This is a genomic window from Flavonifractor sp. An100 (assembly GCF_002161175.1).
Classification (GTDB): domain Bacteria; phylum Bacillota; class Clostridia; order Oscillospirales; family Oscillospiraceae; genus Lawsonibacter.
In genome coordinates, this window is sequence record NZ_NFMA01000005.1 from 85,268 (window position 1) to 105,197 (window position 19,930).

Consider the following 19,930-nt stretch of genomic DNA (forward strand, 5'->3'; position numbering starts at 1 on the left):
GTCAACCTCCTGTCGTCTCCATGGCGTCTTTCCGTTCTACCACCATTATCACCGGCCCGGTGGTCCATTCCCTCCCAGGTTTAACCACCGATGGAAAGCACAGATCGTATAAATCCGTACACCGGCTTTCCAAAGAAAAAAGAGCTTGTCCCGCCTGCTCCAGCTTCTGGGCGTGGGCCGGTTTCGTCACAATGGGCAGCTGAGCCCGCTCCTTCATGGCGCGCAGCAACTCACGCCCCCGGCTGTTAAAGGCCAACGCACGCAGATAGGGCGGTTGAGCTGGGATATCCTGAGCCCTAATCCCAAGATAGGCCCACAGCGCCAGCCTGCGTATGCGGGCATGGGTATAGCGTTTTGTCTTCACCTGCTGGTAAAAATCCTCCATGGAGACGCATTGCCGTCCGGCCCGTTCCAAGCGCTGAGTCAGCCCCTCCTCTCCGCCCGAATCCGGCAGGCCGGCCCAGTCGGTCTGGCTCATGGTTCGCACACGGGCCAGCATAGCCCGTTCAATCTGCACCAGGGATGGAAGCTCTCCACCCTGCTCCAATATTCCTCGTTCCCCAGGAACAAAATAGGGTTCCGCTTGGGACCACAGCCCCTGAGACAAGCATTCCCTGAGCTGTGTAGCGGAGACAAAGGACCGTGCTTTTGAACCTGTGGAATTTGGTTGTGTCATCTCCTGTGGGGCGAGGAGGACATTGTGTCCCGCTCCCTCCCGGCGTACGGTCATCGGTGTGATGGGACTGTCCAGCCGCCGAAGGGCACGTATATATTCAATTCCCAGGTTGTTGTTCGGGGTAGCAAGTAGTTTTCCTTCCCACCCAATTTGCTCTCGTACTGCGCTCTCCCGGGCAGACGCCATAGACATTCCCTGTCCAATCAAGGTATGCAGCCGCTCCTGACAGTCCGGTCGGTCCAGACAGGCGGCCACCTGTTCCAGCGGCCCCACCTCCCCGTACTCGCTTCCAAAGGAGAGTACGTCCACCACCCCGGTTCCATGGAGCAGAGACACCGCCCCCCAGGCAAAGGACTCTGCCGATGCCGTAGCCCAGACAGTGGGCAGCTCCAGCACCAGGTCCACTCCGCCCATCAGAGCGATTTGGGCGCGCCGCCATTTATCCGCAACAGCGCAGTGAGTCTGCTGTACCCAGTTCCCACTCATAACGGCTACTACGGCGCAGTCGCCCGGAAACGCAGCCTTTGTCTGGGCGATTTGATAGGCGTGACCCGTGTGAAAGGGGTTATATTCTGCAACAATCCCGGCCACGTGCAAGGCAATCACCTCTCCGGAAAGATTTTTTATGTTTTTCTCAAAAAGCGGTTGTCCAAACCGGGAAAAAGCGCTAAAATAACAGAAACGGGATGTGTCTTATTGTACCGTGTTCCCACAGTTAAGACAACCGTCAGATTGTAAATTTTGATTTGCGAAGGAGATTGATTCCCATGAACATTCTGGTCATCAATGCCGGCAGCTCTTCTTTGAAGTATCAGCTGCTCAACCCCGAAACCCAGGAGGTCCTGGCCAAGGGTCTGTGTGAGCGTATTGGGATTGACGGCAAGTTTACTTATAAGCCTGCCGGCAAGGAGGCCATCAAGGAGGCCGACGTGGCCATGCCCACCCACTCCGAGGCCATTCAGGCTGTGCTGAATGCCCTGGTGGATGAGAAGAACGGCGTAATCGGCTCTATGAAGGAGATTGACGCTGTGGGACACCGTGTGGTCCACGGCGGCGAGAAGTTTGCCAAGTCCGTCCTCATTACCGACGAGGTGATGGCTGCCATCGAGGAGTGCAATCCCCTGGCTCCCCTGCATAACCCCGCTAACATCATTGGCATTAAGGCCTGCCAGGCTCTCATGCCCGGCACCCCCATGGTGGCTGTGTTTGACACCGCCTTCCATCAGACCATGCCCCCTGTGGCCTACACCTATGCCCTGCCCTACTCCTACTACACCCAGGACAAGGTTCGCCGCTACGGCTTCCACGGAACTAGCCACAAGTATGTCTCTCAGCGGGCTGCTGCCATGCTGGGTAAGCCCATGGAGCAGTTGAAGCTGATCTCCTGCCACCTGGGCAACGGCTCCTCTGTGACTGCCATCGACGGCGGCAAGAGCGTGGACACCTCCATGGGCTTTACCCCCCTGGCTGGCCTGCCCATGGGTACCCGTTCTGGTGACATCGATGCCGGCATTATGGAGTACCTGATGAAAAAGTACAACATGGACATCAAGGAAATGCTCAATGTTCTGAACAAGAAGTCCGGCGTACTGGGTATCTCCGGTGTTTCCTCTGACTTCCGTGATCTGGAGGCCGCTGGTGCGCAGGGCAATCAGCAGGCTGCTCTGGCGGTTGAGGTCTTTGAATACGGTGTAAAGAAGCTCATCGGTTCCTATGCTGCCGCCATGGGCGGCGTGGACGCCGTGATCTTTACCGCTGGCGTAGGCGAAAACGGCGGCGGCAATCGCGCCAATATCACCGCTGGTCTGGAGTTTATGGGCATCAAGATTGACCCCGAAAAGAACAAGATCCGCGGTCAGGAGATCGACATTTCTGCTGAGGGTGCCACAGTCCGCACTCTGGTCATCCCCACCAACGAAGAGCTGATGATCGCCATGGATACTGCTTCCATTGTAAAGGGCTGATTTCACTTCTCTACTCGAAAAAACAGGACGGGCAGTGCCCGTCCTGTTTTTTCTACAGTGAGATATTTTTGCCGTTTGCAGGGTATTGTAGGAGAAGACCTTTTCAGAAAAGGAGGCTGAGATATGCCTACGGAACAAGAATTTTCTGCTCTGGCTCAACAGTATATGGATTTTGTGTATCGTGTTGCTCTCAGCTGCGTCCGACATCCTATGGATGCCGATGATGTGACGCAGAATACCATGCTCCGCCTATGCCGGGCCCATATTTCCTTTGAAAGTGAGGCCCATATCCGGCACTGGCTGATTCGGGTAACGGTAAATGAATCCAAACGACTGCTCACTGCCCCTTGGCGTTCCCGCACCGTGTCTCTGGAGGAGTTGGCGACCATCCTCCCTGCTCGGCCTCCGGAAGAACGTGAGGTCCTCTCCGCTGTCTTGTCTCTGCCCAAAAAGTACCGCCTCCCCCTCTATCTCTACTACTATGAGGGGTACTCGGTCGGGGAAATCGCATCCCTTCTCAAACAAAAGCCTTCTACCGTGCAAACCCATCTGGCCCGGGGACGAGAGCAGCTGAAAACCATGTTAAAGGAGGAGTAAGAATATGGACGACTGGATTAGACACTATCAATCCGCTTACTCACACCTTCATCCCTCACCCCAAGTGCAAAAGGTGGTGGCAGGAATGCGGCCAACCTCCCAGTCCGGACACTACGTACGGCGGGTTTCCAGGGTACTGGTAGCCGCGCTGCTTCTCCTGGCTCTGTTAGGGTGCGGTGTAGCCGCTGTCATATACATAGAAGATATTCAGGGCTTGTTTGCCCGGCGTTGGCAGCAGCTCACCGGGCAATCAATGGCTCCGGAGCAATCGGCTTTGGTGGAACGGCTCAGCCAAGAGATCAATCAGAGCCAGACGGTAAATGGGGTAACGGTAACCTTGGATTCCGCCACGGTAGGCGACGATGTGTTTTATCTTTTGGTACGGGTGGAGGACCGTGACCGGATTGGCAGAAAGGGATGTAGCTTTGAGAATTTTGATGTCCAAATATCCCCTGACCCTGCATCTCAGCTTCAGGGAATAGGTGGTTGTGGTTGGAGCACCCAGGGAACCGATGAGGAGGGGCGGTCTTTGTTTTTGGTGGAACACCAATATACCGCTGAGGATGGCTCTTCTTTCGATCCGGCCCCGCTGCAGATTACCCTTACCCTGACCAATCTCTGCCGAGGGAGTGGGGATGACTACCAGCTTCTGGCGGATGGTGTGTGGAGCTTCCAGGCTGTTCTGGACCGCACACAAATTCCTCCCCCTATCCATCTCTCCGATATCCAGGCATATGTGACAGATTACTTCTCTGAAGAGGTGTTTGAGGGGACCTTCACCAACATTCAGGTCTCCAGCACCGGAATTACCTATGACCAGACCTTTGCAGACGGCCAGTTCCCCGACTTTTTCCCTGTGCTGGTCCAGTTGGACGGAACAGAAATTCCAGGGGCAAATGGTTTTGGCTCGAAATTGACTGAGGATACCTTCCGGTGTACCCACCAGTGGAGCGTGCCGGTGGACCTCACTTTGGCTGCAGCGGTTCGCTTTGGCGATACAGAAATTCCGATACCGTAAAGAAAGCCGTCCCATCGTTGATGGGGCGGTTTTCCTTTGGCCTGACAGCGTTGACAATCCCCCCTCCAGAATTTATAATGAAACCAATTTAATTTAGCCAGATAAATTTAGAGAAGGGAGCCCGACGATGGATATTCACGTCAACGATGTGCTGAAGATGAAAAAAGCTCATCCCTGTGGCAGCCAGGAGTGGTTAGTTCTCCGGGTTGGCATGGATTTCAAATTGCGCTGCCAGGGCTGCGGCCACGAGGTCATGCTCCCACGCAGCAAGGCAGAAAAAAGCATCCGCAAGGTATTTCGGGATGGTCAGGCTGTGGAGGTATAGGCCTGGTTCTCCCTGACCGATACTACGGAAAGAAGGGTTTTCTATGAACAAGCGCTACTGGAGTGAGCGGATTCAATCGTTAGTTCCCTATACCCCAGGGGAACAGCCCAAGGATCGGGTTTTTATCAAGCTGAACACCAATGAAAACCCCTATCCCCCCTCCCCCAAGGTGCTCCAGGCCATCCGGGAGGCCACAGACGACCGTCTTCGTCTCTATCCAGATCCGGAGGCGGTACAGCTGAAGGAGGCCATTGCCCACTACCACGGTCTCTCCCCTGACCAGGTCTTCTGCGGCAACGGCTCAGACGAAGTGTTGGGGCTGTGCTTCTATGCCTTTTTTACCCCCGGGAAAAAGGTCGTATTCCCCGACATCACTTATAGCTTTTATCCGGTTTATGCCCAGCTGTTCCAACTGGACTATGAAGAAATTCCTCTGAATGACGATTTCTCCCTCCCCATAGAGTCCTTCCTGGGCAACAACGGCGGAGCGGTCATCTGCAACCCCAATGCCCCTACCGGCAAGGCCCTTTCACTTTCTGACATTCGCCGGATTTTGGAGGCAAACCCGGATGTGGTGGTCATGGTGGACGAGGCCTATGCCGAGTTTGGTGCGCAATCTACCGTCCCGCTGCTGCGGGAGTATCCTAATTTGGTTACCATCCATACCCTCTCCAAATCCCGTTCCCTGGCCGGTATGCGCCTAGGCTATGCCCTGGGCAGTCCCGACCTGATTGCTGGGGTAAATTGTGTGAAGAACTCCTTCAACTCCTACCCCATTGACCGCCTAGCTCTGGCTGCCGGAACGGCCGCCATGGAGGATGTGGACTATTTTGAACAGACTCGCAGACAGGTGATGGAGACCCGGGAACAAACGGTTGCCACCCTACGGTCTCTGGGGTTCCAAGTTTTGGATTCTGCGGCAAACTTCATTTTTATCTCCCACCCCAAGTGCCCTGGCGGAGAGCTCCAACAGGCGTTGCGGGACCGCGGGGTTCTGGTACGCTGGTTTAATAAGCCGCGGATTCGGAATTATCTGCGGGTATCCATTGGAACATCGGAAGAAATGCAGGCCATGTGTAATGCTTGCCAGGAAATTTTGAAAGGATAATGGATTATGCGATATGACAGCGACCTTTTGTACCGTCCGCCTGGTGAGTGGAAAAGCTATCTGCTCCAGTGCACCATTGGCTGTTCCAACAATCAATGTACCTTCTGCGGCATGTACAAGGAGAAAAAATTTCGGATTCGTCCGGTGGAGGAAATTTTAGAGGACATTGATATGGCCCGGGACTACTATGGCCCCGGCCTGCAGCGGGTATTTTTGATGGATGGCGACGCCATTATTATGAAGACCCAGGAGCTGCTGCAAATCCTACAAAAGCTCTATCAGACCTTCCCTGCCCTGGAAAAGGTCACGTTATATGCCGGTCCCCGCAGCACGCTGTCAAAATCCCCTCAGGAATTGCGGCAGCTCCATGAGGCAGGGCTCTCCCGCGCCTATCTGGGCGTGGAAAGCGGCAGCGATACCGTTTTGAAGTTTATTCATAAGGGCGTGGATGCCCAACAGATGCTTCTGGCTGGCCAACGTTTGGTGGAGGCCGGGATCGACCTCTGGGTCACAGTAATCCTGGGCCTGACGGGTGCCCGGGGCGAGGGCGGGGATTGGGAGGAACACATCCGTTCCACCGCCCAGATGATCAATGCCATGAAGCCCCGCCACCTATCCGCCATGACCTTTGCTCCTGCCAAGGGTACACCGTTGGGCGAAGAGGTTTTGGCCGGAAGGTTCCAGGTCTGTTCGCCGGATCACATTTTGGAGGAGTGCCGGCTGCTGATCGAAAATCTGGATGTGGATCCTCTCCACTTTACCAGTAACCACGCCTCCAATTACTTGCCCTTGAAGGGCGGTCTGCCGGAGGATCGGGAGAAGTTCCTATCCCTGATTGACCAGGCCCTGGCCGGAAAAATTCAATTGCGGAAAACCTTAAATCGCGGCATTTAATTTCCTCCAGCAACCAGTGAAAAAGCGGTAGCCTGTGCATAAAAATAGACAAAGAATTTGTCATTTTTAGGTTGCACTTTTCACAAAAAAACAGTACAATAAGTGCGGCCCCAGTTCAGGGATTTTTCACCTTGAACATGGGGAGCACAACTTAAGGAGGTCAAGCATGAAACTCGCAATCATTGGTATTGGTCAGCTTGGGTCCCAACTCTTTCGCGCCGCACAAGGTCCGGAGCGTCTGGTCATCGATCAGATGCCCAAATCTTTGGAAAAGGTCGCCGATGTGGCTGAACTCGGCACTAGCACTCAACTGTCTGCGGCCGCAGCCTGCCAGGTGGTAGCGGCTGCTCTTCCTGCTCCCTTTTGCCCCGATGCGTTTCAGCAGCTCTGTCCCCACCTACAGCCCGGTACGATTGTAATCAATTTTGCGACTGGATGGCTGATTCCTGATGAGCTGAGAAAAGAATTCCCCCAGCTTAAGCTGGTAGAGGCAAAGCTGGTCGGTTCTGCTGTTGGTATTTCTGAGGGTTTAAAGAGTCTGTTTGTTCTGGGAATCCAAGACGAGGAGCTCTGCAAGACCATTCAGTCCTGCTTCCCTCCCTTCCGTTTCATCATGGGGGATACCTCTATCGTCAAGCATATCAACACCTGCGCCACCGCTACCGCCCTGCGCGCTGCGGTTCAGCTGCAGCGTGAGCTGGCTGAGTTCCCCCAGGAGATGATCAACGCAGCTACTGCCGGCCTTATGCCTGGTGTGTTGATCTCCTACGAGCGGAATACCTTAGGTGAATTTGCCCGCAATATTCTGGAACAGGTTCAGAAGGAGTCCTAAGCGTTACGATATTTTACATCACGAGCAGGTACGTGTTTCGTATCTGCTTGTTTTTTATTCCCTCACCAGTCGAGGAAATGCGGCTTCTTCTCTCCTTCCACGTCTTTTTTCCCCTATTCCTGCCAAAATCTCCGGCTCAGTCCATAAAAAGGGACGACTCCTTTCCCTTTTCCTCGCACATGGACAACTATATAATGTGGTCAACATTCGAATTAAAGGATTGGAGACACAAGATAATGGAGATTGAAATTGCAGCCCGCACCTGTAAGGACGAGGCGGGAAGGAACCACCGTTTCCACTATTTTTTGACGGTAGAAGCCGTGGAGAGCGGCAGGCTGTTCTGCGAGGACTACGGGGTCCGGATTCAAGAGGAGGAAGGTGACAACACTGCTGTTCCGTCAATTACAACCAGCGCTACCCGCATTGACGAACTGATGACTTTACTGGTGGATCACAAGGTTGGTCCTGCGGGGCTGATGGACGTGATTTCCGACTGGTTATAAAAAAAACCGCGCTGGGTTTTCCCAGCGCGGTAAGGTATTACTTCTTTCGATTATCAATCTTCTGCATAACGGCAACCAGCAGGGCGATGATGCCAAGCACCACGAAGATTCCCAGCATGCCCTGACCCATCATTCCAAGGGCCTGTGCAATATTTTCCATATTCATCGTTCTGCTCCTCCTTTAACCGCCAATCATATGAGTGGCACAGTATTGCAGTATCACACCGCCCGCCACAACGGAAGCGATCTGACCGGAAACGTTGGCGGCTACCGCATGCATCAACAGGTGGTTCTGGGAATCAGCCTCCTGCCCCAGCTTCTCAATCACACGAGAGGACATGGGGAAGGCAGAGATTCCAGCCGCACCAACCATAGGATTGATTTTGTTGTGGGGAGTAAAAAGATTCAAGATCTTGACGAACAGCACACCCACTACAGAGTCCAGAACAAAGGCTACCAAGCCCAGGCCCATGATCAGCAGAGTTTCGGGCTTAACAAACTGATCTGCCTTCATGGAGAAGGAGATGGTAATGCCCAGCAACAGGGTGATGAGATTGGCCAACTCGTTCTGCGCGGTCTGAGACAGCGTGGTCAGCACTCCGCACTCCCGGATCAGGTTGCCAAACATCAGGAAACCAACCAGAGCCACGGAAGAGGGGGCTACCAGTCCAGCAATGACCGACACGATAATGGGGAACAAAATCCGCAGCCTACGGGAGACGCCCTGAGCTCTATAGGGCATACGCATAGCGCGGTCCTTCTTGGTAGTAACCAGTTTAATAGCAAAGGGCTGGATAATGGGAACCAACGCCATGTAAGAATAAGCAGCCACCGCAATGGCGCCTACGTAGTTGGACTGGAGAGTTTTGGAAACCAGAATGGAAGTGGGGCCATCAGCGGCACCGATAATGCCGATGGAAGCCGCATCCTTCATGTCAAAGCCCAACGCCGCAGCCAGCAGAATGGTGAGGAAAATACCGCCCTGGGCAGCTGCGCCACACAAAAACAGCTTGGGATTGGCCAGCAGAGGACCGAAATCAATCATGGCGCCGATGCCGATAAACAACAGAATGGGCATGGCCTCACTGGCCTCAATTCCGGTTTCAAACAGCCACTGGATAATGCCAGGTACCTCACCCAGGCCATCGCTGAATTGGTTAATCACACCAGATACAGGCAGATTCACCAAAATCGCACCAAAGCCCATAGGCATGAGCAGCGCGGGCTCAAAGCCCTTTTCAATAGCCAGCCAGATCAGCAGGCCACCAACCACATACATGACCATCTGCTGCCAGGTAATGGACAGCAGACCTTCCCATAAAAATTCCATGTCTCTATCATCCCTTCCTTGTCTAACCCTTGGATCTACTTTGCTGTAAGCATTCCCATTTTTTATATAAAAAAGACCTGCGCTCCGATTTGGAACGCAGGTCTGGTCAATTAAGACAAAGCCAGGTCACACCTAGATGACCATGCTGTTGGCTTCGCCGCATGCGGATGCATGCCGACTACTCCCCTTTGCTGTATAGGGATGGTATCACAGGAAGGGCCTCCTTGTCAAGAAAAAAGGCGGGATATTTTCCCTGAAATTTAGAACTACCACGGAAGAAATGTTTTGCAGAAAAGTTGTCCTGAAACTATCAAAGCTGGGCAAGGGTTTCTTCAATGGCCCCTTCCTCCGCCTGCATGGCCTGCAAAGTAAGCTGCAGCAGCCGGTCCAAGTCCCATCCCAGCAGCTCGGCTCCGGAAGCGATCACATCACGGGAGCAGCCAGCAGCAAATTTTTTATCCTTAAACTTCTTTTTTAGAGACTTCAGTTCCATATCCGATACACTTTTGGACGGACGCATCAGAGCGGCTGCCCCAATCAGACCAGTCAGCTCGTCAACCGCATATAGAACCTTTTCCATCTCATGCTCCGGCTTTACATCCACCTGGTGGCCCCAGCCGTGGCTGGCGGTGGCGTGGATCATCGCCTCCTCTACCCCGGCCTCGCGCATCAGTTCCTGCGACTTGATACAGTGCTCCTCAGGCCACTGCTCAAAGTCCAGATCGTGGAGCAGTCCCACCATCGACCAGAAGGGTTCCTCCTCTCCATAGCCCAATTCCCGGGCAAACCACCCCATCACATGCTCCACTGTGACAGCGTGGCGCAGATGAAAGGGCTCCTTATTGTACTTTGTCAGCAGGGCCCAGGCCTGCTCTCGGTTCATGGACATGGTTTGTTCCTCCCTAGTAAGAATAAGATAGGGATGACCGGCTCCCATTACGTGGAACCGTCATCCCTTATTTTATAAAACCAGTGGGGCAATCTGTCAATAGGCTACCACGATGCCTCCGTCATTGGCGTAAACGGTGGTAATTCCCCTTGCCTCCAGGATAATCACATTGGAAAAGGCACATTTCGACTCCACTAGAGCTTTTACTTGAAAGGCTCGCTCCAGGCAGTTACAGTGACTGATGGCCAGTGTGCGGCCCTTGTGGTCAGGGTCCTCTGCCATCCGATCCACCATCTTGCCAAGGGCCTGTTTCATAGACAGCGCCTGCCCCAGCTTGCAGATCTCCCCCTCCGGAGTGGCGCCCATAAACAGCTTTATTTTCAGTGCTCCGGTGACCACAGCCTGCAACTTGGTCAGGCGACCGTTTTTCCGCAAGTTTTCCAGAGTCTCCAACACAAAGAGTGTTTTCATACGGTAGATGAACTGTTCAACCTCTCGCACAACATGCTTGAATGGCATGCCAGAACCGGCCAGTTCCCGGATTTTTAAAGCCACCATCACCTCTCCAGCCGCTGCCGAACAGGAGTTAAACACGTGGACGTTGACCTCTGGATGTTCCTCCTCCAGCAATAGCCTGGCCTGCTCGGCACTGTTGTGTGATCCGCTGAGCAATGCGGAAAGGGTAACCACATAGATATCCTGATCTCCACTGCGGTAGGCATCCAGATAACTCTGGGGAGAGGGACAGGAGGTGGAAGGCGCGGCCTCACTCTGCTTCATGGACCAAAGTAAATCCGCCTGGTCAAAGGTTTCGTCGTCTACAAAGGTGCTGCCGTTGGAATAGATGGTCAGGGGGACCACTGAAAAGCAGGGGTCCTTTCTCATCTGTGCAGTCAAATCGCAGCAGCTGTCTACAACGATTTTAAAACTCATGAAGCTCATCTCCAAATATGGTTTTAAAAACCAGATTATTTTATTTAGCTTAGCACATTCCTATGAACCTGTAAAGGGGGAGCAGTAGTTTCTGTGTACTTTTTTACCTAACCGTGTCTAATAATGAATGGCCCAGCTCCTCCTCCAGTTCCGCTACCAGCTTCCGGTCTTCCTTAGAGGACAAATCCAGCTGTTCAAACAGATCGGGACGGCGCTCCCAAGTACGGAGGATGGATTGCTTTCTCCGCCATTGGTCCACCTTGGCGTGGTTCCCGGACAACAGGATGGACGGAACCGCACGGTCATGCCAAATTTCGGGCCGTGAATATTGGGGGGCCTCTAAGGTGCCACTCCAATGGCTCTCGTTTTCATAGCAGGATGGGTCGGACAGTACCCCTGGAACCAATCGGCACACCGCATCTGCTACGGCCATGGCTGGAATTTCTCCTCCCGTCATGACAAAGTCCCCCAGGGAGATCTCTTCGTCCACGCATTCCTCAATAAAGCGCTCATCAATTCCCTCATAATGTCCGCAGACTAAGATCAGGCGGTTATAGCTGTCCTTTAAACGCCTGGCATCCGCCTGGCAGAAGGTCTTTCCGGCAGGAGACAGATAAATGGTATGGATTCGCTCCCCTGCTTCATCGCAGATGTGTTTCCAGCAGTGATAGAGGGGGTCAGCCTGCATTACCGCTCCCCGCCCTCCTCCGTAAGGGTAGTCATCCACCTGCTTCTGTTTATTCTTTGTATAGTCCCGAATTTGGTGGCACTCAATGCGGATATATCCCCGTTCTTGACCACGGCCTAAAACCGATTCACACAGCATATCTCCCACCACATCAGGAAATAATGTCATTATATCAATCCGGTACATGGGCTTTCGCTCCTTGCTTTTTATGTTCCCCTTTGGCCCTTTCGGGCCGTCATCATTATAAAGAATTTTCCTCTTTTTTTCAATCTGCTTTTATACAATGGGGAAATTTCTTTCAAAAGGTGAGAAAAAGCCGAATTAATGCTATCTTTTTTTCCGGAAATGTGGTATGATTCCAGCGGTTAATCACATCTTCCGAAAGTGAGGTTTTTGATATGTATTGTGTCCGCAATGTGACGGAGGATTTGGTGTGGATTGGCGCGAACGACCGTCAGGCCCCCATTTTTGAGGCCACCCATCCCGTCCCCAAAGGGATGTCCTTTAACTCCTACCTGCTGTTGGACGAGAAAACTGTCCTGTTTGACACGGTAGATCGGGGCGTTCAGACCCAGTTCTTTGAAAATCTGGAGCACGCTTTGGGCGGACGGAAGCTGGACTATGTCTTTGTCCACCACATGGAGCCCGACCACGCCGCTACTTTAGGCGACTTGATGATCCGTCATCCAGAGGCCACCATTGTGTGCAACGGGAAATCCATCAACATGATCCGTCAGTTCCACTGCACTGATCCCAAGGGTGCCATCCTGGTCAATGAGGGGGACACCCTCTCCACCGGCCGGCACCAGTTTACCTTTGTCAATGCCCCCATGGTCCACTGGCCGGAGGTGATGGTCAGCTACGACTCCACCGACAAGATTCTCTTCTCTGCCGATGCCTTTGGAACCTTCGGCGCGCTGAATGGCATCCTGTTTGCGGATGAGGTGAATTTTGAGCGGGACTGGCTGGACGAAGCCCGGCGCTATTATACAAACATTGTGGGCAAGTACGGCTCTCAGGTAACCGCCCTGCTCAATAAGGCTGCCAAGCTGGATATCCGTTATATCTGTCCTCTCCACGGTCCCGTGTGGCGGGATAACTTCTCCTTCATTTTGGATAAGTACACAAAGTGGGCCTCCTATCAGCCGGAAACCCAGGGAGTCCTCATCGCCTTTGCCTCCGTCTATGGAGGCACGGAGACTGCGGCCAACATTCTGGCCTGCCGGTTGGCGGAACGTGGAATCCCTGTGGAAATGTATGATGTGTCTGTCACCCACTATTCCTACGTCCTGTCTGCCGCATTCCAGTACAGCCACCTGGTCTTCGCTTCCACCACCTATAATAACGGAATCTTTGTTACCATGGAGAACCTGCTCCATGACCTGGCCCACCACAACCTCCAGAATCGGAAGGTCGCCCTGATCCAAAACGGTTCCTGGGCTCCTGCCAGCGGCAAGCTGATGACCCAGATTCTGGAATGTATGAAGGGAATGGAGATTTTGGAGGCGCCCTTTACCCTCAAATCCGCCCTTGCTCCGGGACAGGAGCAGCAGCTGGATGACCTGGCGGGTATTTTGGCCGCGTCGGTGCGCGGGGAGGAGCCCGTTGTAGAGGAGCCTCAGGCCCAGGAAAAGCCCCATGGTTTTGTATGCAAAATCTGCGGCTTTATCTACGAGGGCGACACCCTGCCCGCTGACTTTGTCTGCCCCATCTGCCGGCGGCCGGCCAGCGACTTTGAGCCGTTGAGCTGATTTGATCAAAATAAATAAGGAGTCTGTGGTATGAGTTATGTCTGTGACCTGTGCGGGTTTCGTTATGACGAGGTCGAAAAGGGCCCCATGCCTGAGGATTATACCTGTCCCCTGTGCGGAGCGGACAAAAGTCACTTTGAACCTGACCCCTCCTGAACGCAAAAAAGGACGGACCATAAAATGGTCCGTCCTCTTTCTATCTAAAAATTACCGGGAAATCAATACCTTTCCCTTTTCCAACGCGGCAGGAGAGATGTTTCGTGTATGCCGGATCTCCTCCCAGACGGTGGTCTTCTTCACAAAGCTGCCCAGCGTAATGGGCACCCAGGAGAGCAGGAACAGCCAGTACAGGGCCAAGCTCTTAAGAAGCCGCCGGTCCCATTTTCCCTCTACAGTTAGCACCAGGCCTGCCGCCAACGTGGAGACCAGTGCAGTCATAATTAGGTTGAGTAGCACAGCACCCAGGAACACAGCGGGGACTTCGATGAGTTTATGGCATCCCGAGCATGCCGCCAGCGAGGAGACAATCAGTCCCAGAACTGCCGCCACCTGGTAGGCGGGAATAAGAAGAGTTGCTCCCAAATCAATCAGTGCAGGCAGAGAACCTCCCGTCCCAATGGACCGCCAGGTCCGCCCCAGATACTGTCCGGCTACCTGAATGGTCCCGCTGGTCCAGCGGCGGCGCTGTTTCACTGATAACGCATAATCTAGGGGCTGTTCATCATAGGTGATGGCCTTGGGCACCCAGCTCACCTTCTCCCCTGCCATGATGCACTGGGCGGTAATCTCCAAATCCTCACTGATCGTGTCGGTACGCCATCCGCCCAGATGCTCCAGAGTTCGGGCAGAGATCATAAAGCCCGTTCCGTTGACCAGAGCGGACAGCCCTAATCCAGCCTTCCCCCCGTTATGGAACCGGTCCATCATCCAGTAATAGATGGAGTAACAGCCAGACATGACTGAGTCATAGGGGTTTTTGCTGTCCCGGTACCCCTGGGCCACCCGGGCCCCGGCCAGATAGGCGTTGTTCATCTCCGCCAAAAAGCGGCGGTCCACCACGTTGTCCGCATCAAAGACACAGTAAGCGTCATACTGTCTGCCACGCAGGCGGTGATAGGCGAACCGGAGCACTTCTCCCTTGCTCTTCACCGGTACCGTACATTCCAACACCTTCGCCCCAAAATTCACAGCGGCCTGAGCCGTGTTATCGGTACAGTTATTGGGAATTACCCAAATGTCATACAGATCTTGGGGGTAATCCTGGGTCAGCAGACTGTTGATCAGTGGCCCAATCACCAGTTCTTCATTTCTAGCTGCAATCAACACCGCAAAACGAGTGCGTGCTGGATGCCAGCCATAGTCCAAGGGACGGCGCCAGGACATTAGTCCAGTGATGAAATAGTAGCCGCCCCAAATGGAAACCGACAAACACAACAGGCCGGATATGACCACTAAAACAGAAATCAACAACTCCATGCTCTGTCCCTCCTTTTTTGCTCTGGGGCTATCATAGCAAATATTTGTTAAGGACAGAGTAAGGGAACCATTAAGATTTGATAAAGAGATTCTTAATTTCCCATTTTTTCTACATCAAACCAAGGAAAATCTTGTCATAGGACATGTCTTGCCCCTCATAGGGTGGTAGAAAAGCAAGGGAGGGCGACCATATGAAAATCCGGCTGGAAGAACTGCGGTATAAGGAAGTCATCAGCGTCACCGATGGCTGTCGGTTTGGGTTTGTGGAGGACGCCGAGCTGGAGCTGGATGACGGGCGGGTCACCGCTTTGATTATCCCGGGCCGGCGCCGTCTGTTTGGCCTGCTGGGGCGAGAGGCGGACCGCCGCATCTCCTGGGATATGGTCAAGCGCTTTGGGGAGGACATCATTTTGGTTGAGGATGCCCCCCATATTCCGGCGATTGAGTAGGCTCCTCTGGTTACAGTTCCACCGTTGTTCCTGTTTCAAAAAACCACAATACCGTCCGGATAACCGGTCGCTTTAAAATGGCGGACAGTGCCTGCACATAGGCCTGTAGCTGGGGACGATATTGCTCCCCACGCTCCTCTTCCTGCCCCGGAGCAATCCGGTCCGACTTAAAGTCCACCACGGTCACGCCCTCATCACTTTGAAACCACGCGTCCACGACGCCCTGGAGCAAAATTTCCTCGCCCTCCCCGGCATCGGGATAATAATCCGATGCCGGTACCAAAAGTGAAAATTTAAATTCCCGGTTGCACACTTTGGCCTGGACCATCTCCTGTCCCAACGGGCTGGAGAAAAAAGCGGACAGCCGTTCCGGCTCGATGCTTTTCCCTTGCAGAGGCGTTAAAAATCCCTGTTCCACCAGTTCGTCTACCTGCTGCGCAATGGCCTGGGGGGTGTGCTCTCCCTCCAGAGACAGGTATTGCATGGCAAGATGGAGGGCGGTTCCTCTCTGGGCCGGTGTCAATCCCTGCTCCTGTGCAATAAAATTGGGACGCTCCAGAGGCAGATGCCGCTGTGCTGTTTCCCGTGGTGTAACGCCCCCCTCTTCCGCTACCTCCTGGTCCAGAGTTCTCCCTTTAATTTGCGTGGCAGTCAATTTGGAGGGAATATTGGCACAGGCGGCCCAGGGATATTGCCATAGCCACCGCTCCAACAGTGTCTGCTCCTCTGCTTCCTCCTGGGGAGCTACTTCCGACTCCTGCTGTGTCGTCTGCTCCCACTGGGTCAGCGCCTCGCCTGGGATCCAGCGGATGGTCCAAGCAGGCCCCAGCGGAGAGGCGTCCACAGCCGGCAGATGGGCCAGCTCTCTCAGCTGCTCCGCCTCAGGACGGGTCAGTGCATGGAGCAGAACCCACTGTCCCACACTCTGTTGGCTTTCCAGCACCATGGGCGAAACTGGTGCGGACAAGTCCTCCTTCATTCGCTCCAAAGCCCGTACTCCCTCCGTCAGCGTCAGAGTGAGAATGAGCTTTTCCCTGGCCCGGGTCATGGCCACATATAGTAGGCGCAGTTCCTCCGCCATCATCTCCCGTTCCAACTGCCGTGCCACCGCCCGGCGCGCCAAGGTGGGATACTCAATCATCCGCTCCCGGTCCAGGCCCTTGGGGCCGACCCCCAGCACCGGATGAAACAACACCGGACGCATCAGATCCTCCCGGTTAAGGCGGCGGCTTAAGCCGCAGACCAACACCACCGGGCGTTCCAAACCTTTGGAGCGGTGGATGGACAGAATGGACACGCCCTCTCCTTCCCGGCCGGGTCCGACTACAGGGATTCTACCGCCAGTATCGTTCAGACGGTCCAGACGCAACAAGAATTGAAATAGGGTGCGACAACCCGATTCCTCCAACTGCCCAGCCAGGGCATAGAGGGCAAGCAGGTTATCCTGCCGCTCTCTGCCCCGGTCCATAGCGCCAAAGATGCCAAGGAGATTCGTCTTTTCATAGATATGCCAAATAAGCTGCCGGCAGGTCCGGTCCCCGGCTCCAAAGCGAAGCTCCGCCAGCTGGGTCAAAAAATCCTGGCAGGCTGGATCTCCCGCCGCGGCGTTCTCTTCCACCGCATGGTAGAAATCTCCATCTGCTCCCGCGCGCAGCAGTGCCAGTTGGTCAGCTGTGAAGCCGTACACCGGGGAACGTAAAGCGGAAATCAAAGCCACATCCTGGCGGGGGTTATCTACGATACGCAGGATAGAGAGGGCCACGTTGACCTCGGTGGTGGAAAACAGCTCCTCGCCCCCCTCCGCCTCCCAGGGGATTTGCTCCTCCTCCAGGGCACGCAAATAGTGGTGCAGAACCGTGCCAGGGCTGCGCAGGAGAATCATTATGTCCGACGGACGGACAGGACGCTGAGTATCGCCTTCGGTCACCATAAGGGGCTGGGACAGCAGCTGTTTGATCCTCCGGGCGGCAAACCGTGCCTCCAACAGATCCTTGCTCTCCTTCTCCCCCTCCTGTTCCCCTAAAAAGGAGAGATCCAGGGTATTAAATTCCAGCTCATAGCCGTTCCCCTCCGGGAATTTGGCCCCAGGCACCAATGCCTGGTCTTCCGTGTAGTCGATCTCGCCAAATTCCTCGGACATGATGTTCCGGAACAGGTCGTTGCAGCCCAGCAGCACCTGGGGCCGGGAACGGAAGTTCTGAGACAGCACCCGTTTGCGGGGCTGCCCCTTCTGGGCCTGCTCTCCGTTGGGAAAACGGCGGTACTTCTCCAAGAAAATGGTGGGGTCGGCCAAACGGAAGCGATAAATGGACTGCTTCACATCCCCCACCTGAAACAGCCGTTTCCCCTGATCGGAAATGGCGAAGAAAATGGCGTTTTGCACCTGGTTGGTGTCCTGATATTCGTCCACCATCACTTCTTCAAAGCGGGCGGACCAGCTGTGTGCCAGGGGGGTGGGACTGCCGTCCTCCTGCCGCAGCAGACGCACAGCAAAATGCTCCAAATCGGAAAAGTCCATCACACCCCGCCGTTTTTTCTCCGCGGCATAGGCCTTTTGTACATCAATGACCAGATCCATTAAAGCCTGGACAGCAGGCCGGGCCTGGGCCAACTCCTCCAACAGAGAAGCGCTGTCCCCCTCCATCAGCTGGGCCAACTTCTCCAGCCGTTTTTTACACCGGGAACGGATCGCCTTAACCCGTTCCGCCGCCAGTTGCCCTCGCTCCTCCTCCATAGGGCTGAGCTCCCGGCTGCGCTTCTTTTTTCGTCCCGCAGCTGGGAAAGAGATGGGCAGACAGGAGGCAGCCTCATCCCATTGGGACGAGGCCAAAAAGCGCTGAACATCCTCCAAAGAGGCGGACAGGGAGGGCCCATAATTGACCTGCAGCAGTTCGTCCTCCTGGGTCAGCTCCAGAGCGCGTGCCAGTTCTCCCACGCACCACTTTGCCTGCCTGTGGGCATCCTGCAGCAAAAGGGAGCCCCAGGGAGTCTGAGCCATGTCGGATACACCGTCCAAGGCCCACACTTCCCCTTGTTCCCTTAACCAGCGCTCCGGATCGGGGTGGCTCTGCACCCGCCCGGAAATATCCAGAACAATTTGCACCAAACGGCTGTCATCCCGCCCGACGGACAGAGTGTCCACCAGGCAGGCAAAGGGGCTGTCCTCCTCCAGCCCCTGATAGCGCACATCCAGCACCTCTTCCAAAGTCCGGGCCAGCAGCACCTGGGCCTCCCCCTCGTCACACAGGCGGGTATCGGGGTCCAAATCCAGCTGATGTCCGCTCTCCCGCAGCAGGGCGGCACAGAAGGAGTGGATGGTGGAGATCTGTGCCTTATAGACTAGCGTAGACTGCCGACGCAGATGTCGGTCGCCCGGGCGCTGGGCCAACCGGGCTGCCAATTCCTGGGCAATCCGGGAGCGTAGCTCCGCAGCCGCCGCTTTTGTGTAGGTGATGACCAGAAAACGGTCAATATCCAACCGCTCCCGGTCCACATGGTCCAACAAACGCTCCACCAACACCCGGGTCTTGCCGGAGCCAGCAGCGGCGGAAACCAATAATTCTCCGCCCCGGTCATCTACGATATTTTTCTGCTCCTGCGTCAGCGGAAACGCCATACATCCTCCTCCTTTCCACTCTTTTTGCTTCTTGGATCAGGGCCGCAATAGGCTTAAAAACTTTTCAATACGGATTCCTTTATTTTTTTCCATCTCATCCTGCTCCAGGAAAATCAGGCGTTCCAAAACCTCCATTGCCTGCCGCACAGCAGGGCAAAGGCCATTACCGGCCAGCAGTTCTCCCACCAAAACGGCGGAAAACAGATCTCCAGTTCCGGGAAAATGGACCTTAATAAAGCGGTACGGAAGGGTGAAATACTCCTCCTTCTGGTGGTCATAGCCCCAAACCACATGGGCTCCGGTCTCCTGCTCCACACCGCTGGTCACCACGATGGACCGTGGCCCAAAGGCCCGCAGACCGTCCACAACTTGCCGGGCTTCCTTCTGACTCAGCGCCTCCTGGCCCTGATACAAACCGGTTAAAAATTCCGCCTCAGTCTGGTTGGGAACAATTACATCCGCCACTCCAATGAGTTGGCGCATATTTTCTACCGTCTCCTGGCTCACACCATTATAGAGCTTTCCCTCGTCCCCCATAATGGGGTCGGTCATCACCAGCAGCCCCTCTTTCCGCTGGCTGGCAATAAAGTCCCGGATAATCCCAACCTGGGCTGCGGAGGCCAAAAATCCAGTGGTGATGCAGTCAAACTGGAATCCCAATTCCTTCCATACATCAATAGCCTTTACCATATAATCTGTCGTGTCTAAAATGGTAAACTTGCCATAGTCCAGGGTATTGGATACCAGAGCGGTAGGAAGATTATATACACTGTGTCCGAAATTGGACAGCACAGGTAGCATCGCAGCCAGCGCTACCTTCCCATATCCAGGCATATCATTGATTATTAAAATGTTTTTGCTTTGCTCCATAGATGTTCTCT

The 19,930-nt window shown here is 54.4% G+C and carries 20 protein-coding genes; 11 read left to right on the forward strand and 9 right to left on the reverse strand.

Going from position 1 to position 19,930, the window contains the following annotated elements; genetic code table 11:
- Position 1: 1 nt before the first annotated feature.
- Positions 2-1,282, reverse strand: coding sequence for a nucleotidyltransferase family protein (locus tag B5E43_RS04575; RefSeq protein ID WP_242964711.1), 1,281 nt, complete (start codon positions 1,280-1,282; stop codon positions 2-4).
- Positions 1,283-1,443: 161 nt separating this feature from the next.
- Between B5E43_RS04575 and B5E43_RS04580 the strand changes: the two genes are divergently transcribed.
- From B5E43_RS04580 to B5E43_RS04615, 8 genes are all read left to right on the forward strand, one after another.
- Positions 1,444-2,640, forward strand: a complete 1,197-nt coding sequence (locus B5E43_RS04580) for an acetate kinase (RefSeq protein WP_087394069.1) — start codon at positions 1,444-1,446, stop codon at positions 2,638-2,640.
- Between the two features lie 123 nt (positions 2,641-2,763).
- Positions 2,764-3,237, forward strand: coding sequence for a sigma-70 family RNA polymerase sigma factor (locus B5E43_RS04585; RefSeq protein WP_087394070.1), 474 nt, complete (start codon positions 2,764-2,766; stop codon positions 3,235-3,237).
- Positions 3,238-3,322: 85 nt separating this feature from the next.
- Entirely contained in the window at positions 3,323-4,255 is a 933-nt protein-coding gene (locus B5E43_RS04590; protein ID WP_087394072.1) for a DUF4179 domain-containing protein, read from the forward strand.
- A gap of 127 nt (positions 4,256-4,382) precedes the next feature.
- Positions 4,383-4,580, forward strand: a complete 198-nt coding sequence (locus B5E43_RS04595; RefSeq protein ID WP_087394074.1) for a DUF951 domain-containing protein — start codon at positions 4,383-4,385, stop codon at positions 4,578-4,580.
- Positions 4,581-4,623: 43 nt separating this feature from the next.
- Complete coding sequence (gene hisC, locus B5E43_RS04600) at positions 4,624-5,688, forward strand: histidinol-phosphate transaminase (RefSeq protein WP_087394075.1); 1,065 nt, start codon at positions 4,624-4,626, stop codon at positions 5,686-5,688.
- A 6-nt stretch (positions 5,689-5,694) separates the two neighbouring features.
- On the forward strand, positions 5,695-6,582 hold the full coding sequence (locus tag B5E43_RS04605; RefSeq protein ID WP_087394077.1) for a radical SAM protein: 888 nt from the start codon (positions 5,695-5,697) through the stop codon (positions 6,580-6,582).
- 166 nt (positions 6,583-6,748) lie between these two features.
- Positions 6,749-7,414, forward strand: a complete 666-nt coding sequence (locus tag B5E43_RS04610; protein ID WP_087394079.1) for an NAD(P)-binding domain-containing protein — start codon at positions 6,749-6,751, stop codon at positions 7,412-7,414.
- A gap of 236 nt (positions 7,415-7,650) precedes the next feature.
- A complete protein-coding gene (locus B5E43_RS04615) occupies positions 7,651-7,917 on the forward strand; it encodes a DUF6514 family protein (RefSeq protein WP_087394081.1) in 267 nt (88 codons plus the stop codon).
- A 37-nt stretch (positions 7,918-7,954) separates the two neighbouring features.
- On the opposite strand, the gene B5E43_RS15320 is transcribed toward B5E43_RS04615, so the two are convergent.
- The 5 genes from B5E43_RS15320 to trmD all read right to left on the reverse strand — a co-directional run bounded on the left by B5E43_RS15320 (position 7,955) and on the right by trmD (position 11,943).
- Positions 7,955-8,083 (reverse strand): OadG-related small transporter subunit, encoded by a 129-nt coding sequence (locus B5E43_RS15320; RefSeq protein WP_143382942.1) that lies wholly within the window; start codon positions 8,081-8,083, stop codon positions 7,955-7,957.
- Positions 8,084-8,098: 15 nt separating this feature from the next.
- The gene (locus B5E43_RS04620; RefSeq protein WP_087394084.1) at positions 8,099-9,247 is read right to left on the reverse strand and encodes a sodium ion-translocating decarboxylase subunit beta; all 1,149 of its coding nucleotides are present in this window, start codon (positions 9,245-9,247) and stop codon (positions 8,099-8,101) included.
- A 310-nt stretch (positions 9,248-9,557) separates the two neighbouring features.
- A complete protein-coding gene (locus B5E43_RS04625; RefSeq protein ID WP_087394087.1) occupies positions 9,558-10,136 on the reverse strand; it encodes a hydrolase in 579 nt (192 codons plus the stop codon).
- Positions 10,137-10,232: 96 nt separating this feature from the next.
- Entirely contained in the window at positions 10,233-11,069 is an 837-nt protein-coding gene (locus tag B5E43_RS04630; protein ID WP_087394090.1) for a DegV family protein, read from the reverse strand.
- Positions 11,070-11,172: 103 nt separating this feature from the next.
- The gene (trmD, locus tag B5E43_RS04635; RefSeq protein ID WP_087394093.1) at positions 11,173-11,943 is read right to left on the reverse strand and encodes a tRNA (guanosine(37)-N1)-methyltransferase TrmD; all 771 of its coding nucleotides are present in this window, start codon (positions 11,941-11,943) and stop codon (positions 11,173-11,175) included.
- 212 nt (positions 11,944-12,155) lie between these two features.
- On the opposite strand from trmD, the gene B5E43_RS04640 reads away from it, so the two are divergent.
- The gene (locus tag B5E43_RS04640) at positions 12,156-13,508 is read left to right on the forward strand and encodes an MBL fold metallo-hydrolase (protein ID WP_087394095.1); all 1,353 of its coding nucleotides are present in this window, start codon (positions 12,156-12,158) and stop codon (positions 13,506-13,508) included.
- Between the two features lie 30 nt (positions 13,509-13,538).
- Positions 13,539-13,664, forward strand: coding sequence for a rubredoxin (locus tag B5E43_RS14840; protein WP_143382943.1), 126 nt, complete (start codon positions 13,539-13,541; stop codon positions 13,662-13,664).
- A 51-nt stretch (positions 13,665-13,715) separates the two neighbouring features.
- On the opposite strand, the gene B5E43_RS04645 is transcribed toward B5E43_RS14840, so the two are convergent.
- Positions 13,716-14,984: a glycosyltransferase family 2 protein gene (locus B5E43_RS04645; protein ID WP_087394097.1), complete on the reverse strand. Its 1,269-nt coding sequence runs from the start codon at positions 14,982-14,984 to the stop codon at positions 13,716-13,718.
- Between the two features lie 191 nt (positions 14,985-15,175).
- Between B5E43_RS04645 and B5E43_RS04650 the strand changes: the two genes are divergently transcribed.
- Positions 15,176-15,433, forward strand: coding sequence for a YlmC/YmxH family sporulation protein (locus B5E43_RS04650; RefSeq protein WP_087394099.1), 258 nt, complete (start codon positions 15,176-15,178; stop codon positions 15,431-15,433).
- 10 nt (positions 15,434-15,443) lie between these two features.
- Here B5E43_RS04650 and addA read toward each other — a convergent pair whose 3' ends face one another.
- Complete coding sequence (gene addA, locus B5E43_RS04655) at positions 15,444-19,049, reverse strand: helicase-exonuclease AddAB subunit AddA (RefSeq protein WP_087394102.1); 3,606 nt, start codon at positions 19,047-19,049, stop codon at positions 15,444-15,446.
- Between the two features lie 36 nt (positions 19,050-19,085).
- On the reverse strand, positions 19,086-19,919 hold the full coding sequence (locus tag B5E43_RS04660) for a pyridoxamine kinase (protein WP_087394104.1): 834 nt from the start codon (positions 19,917-19,919) through the stop codon (positions 19,086-19,088).
- Positions 19,920-19,930 lie beyond the last annotated feature (11 nt).

Excerpts from the sequence above, each read along its gene's own strand:
- B5E43_RS14840 (WP_143382943.1), top strand. The coding sequence starts at position 13,539 with ATGAGTTATGTCTGTGACCTGTGCGGGTTTCGTTATGACGAGGTCGAA.
- B5E43_RS04645 (WP_087394097.1), bottom strand. The coding sequence starts at position 14,984 with ATGGAGTTGTTGATTTCTGTTTTAGTGGTCATATCCGGCCTGTTGTGT.
- B5E43_RS04630 (WP_087394090.1), bottom strand. The coding sequence starts at position 11,069 with ATGAGTTTTAAAATCGTTGTAGACAGCTGCTGCGATTTGACTGCACAG.
- trmD (WP_087394093.1), bottom strand. The coding sequence starts at position 11,943 with ATGTACCGGATTGATATAATGACATTATTTCCTGATGTGGTGGGAGAT.
- addA (WP_087394102.1), bottom strand. The coding sequence starts at position 19,049 with ATGGCGTTTCCGCTGACGCAGGAGCAGAAAAATATCGTAGATGACCGG.
- B5E43_RS04650 (WP_087394099.1), top strand. The coding sequence starts at position 15,176 with ATGAAAATCCGGCTGGAAGAACTGCGGTATAAGGAAGTCATCAGCGTC.
- B5E43_RS04625 (WP_087394087.1), bottom strand. The coding sequence starts at position 10,136 with ATGTCCATGAACCGAGAGCAGGCCTGGGCCCTGCTGACAAAGTACAAT.
- B5E43_RS04605 (WP_087394077.1), top strand. The coding sequence starts at position 5,695 with ATGCGATATGACAGCGACCTTTTGTACCGTCCGCCTGGTGAGTGGAAA.
- B5E43_RS04585 (WP_087394070.1), top strand. The coding sequence starts at position 2,764 with ATGCCTACGGAACAAGAATTTTCTGCTCTGGCTCAACAGTATATGGAT.
- B5E43_RS04595 (WP_087394074.1), top strand. The coding sequence starts at position 4,383 with ATGGATATTCACGTCAACGATGTGCTGAAGATGAAAAAAGCTCATCCC.
- B5E43_RS04660 (WP_087394104.1), bottom strand. The coding sequence starts at position 19,919 with ATGGAGCAAAGCAAAAACATTTTAATAATCAATGATATGCCTGGATAT.
- B5E43_RS04590 (WP_087394072.1), top strand. The coding sequence starts at position 3,323 with ATGCGGCCAACCTCCCAGTCCGGACACTACGTACGGCGGGTTTCCAGG.
- hisC (WP_087394075.1), top strand. The coding sequence starts at position 4,624 with ATGAACAAGCGCTACTGGAGTGAGCGGATTCAATCGTTAGTTCCCTAT.
- B5E43_RS04640 (WP_087394095.1), top strand. The coding sequence starts at position 12,156 with ATGTATTGTGTCCGCAATGTGACGGAGGATTTGGTGTGGATTGGCGCG.
- B5E43_RS04580 (WP_087394069.1), top strand. The coding sequence starts at position 1,444 with ATGAACATTCTGGTCATCAATGCCGGCAGCTCTTCTTTGAAGTATCAG.
- B5E43_RS04610 (WP_087394079.1), top strand. The coding sequence starts at position 6,749 with ATGAAACTCGCAATCATTGGTATTGGTCAGCTTGGGTCCCAACTCTTT.
- B5E43_RS15320 (WP_143382942.1), bottom strand. The coding sequence starts at position 8,083 with ATGAATATGGAAAATATTGCACAGGCCCTTGGAATGATGGGTCAGGGC.
- B5E43_RS04620 (WP_087394084.1), bottom strand. The coding sequence starts at position 9,247 with ATGGAATTTTTATGGGAAGGTCTGCTGTCCATTACCTGGCAGCAGATG.
- B5E43_RS04615 (WP_087394081.1), top strand. The coding sequence starts at position 7,651 with ATGGAGATTGAAATTGCAGCCCGCACCTGTAAGGACGAGGCGGGAAGG.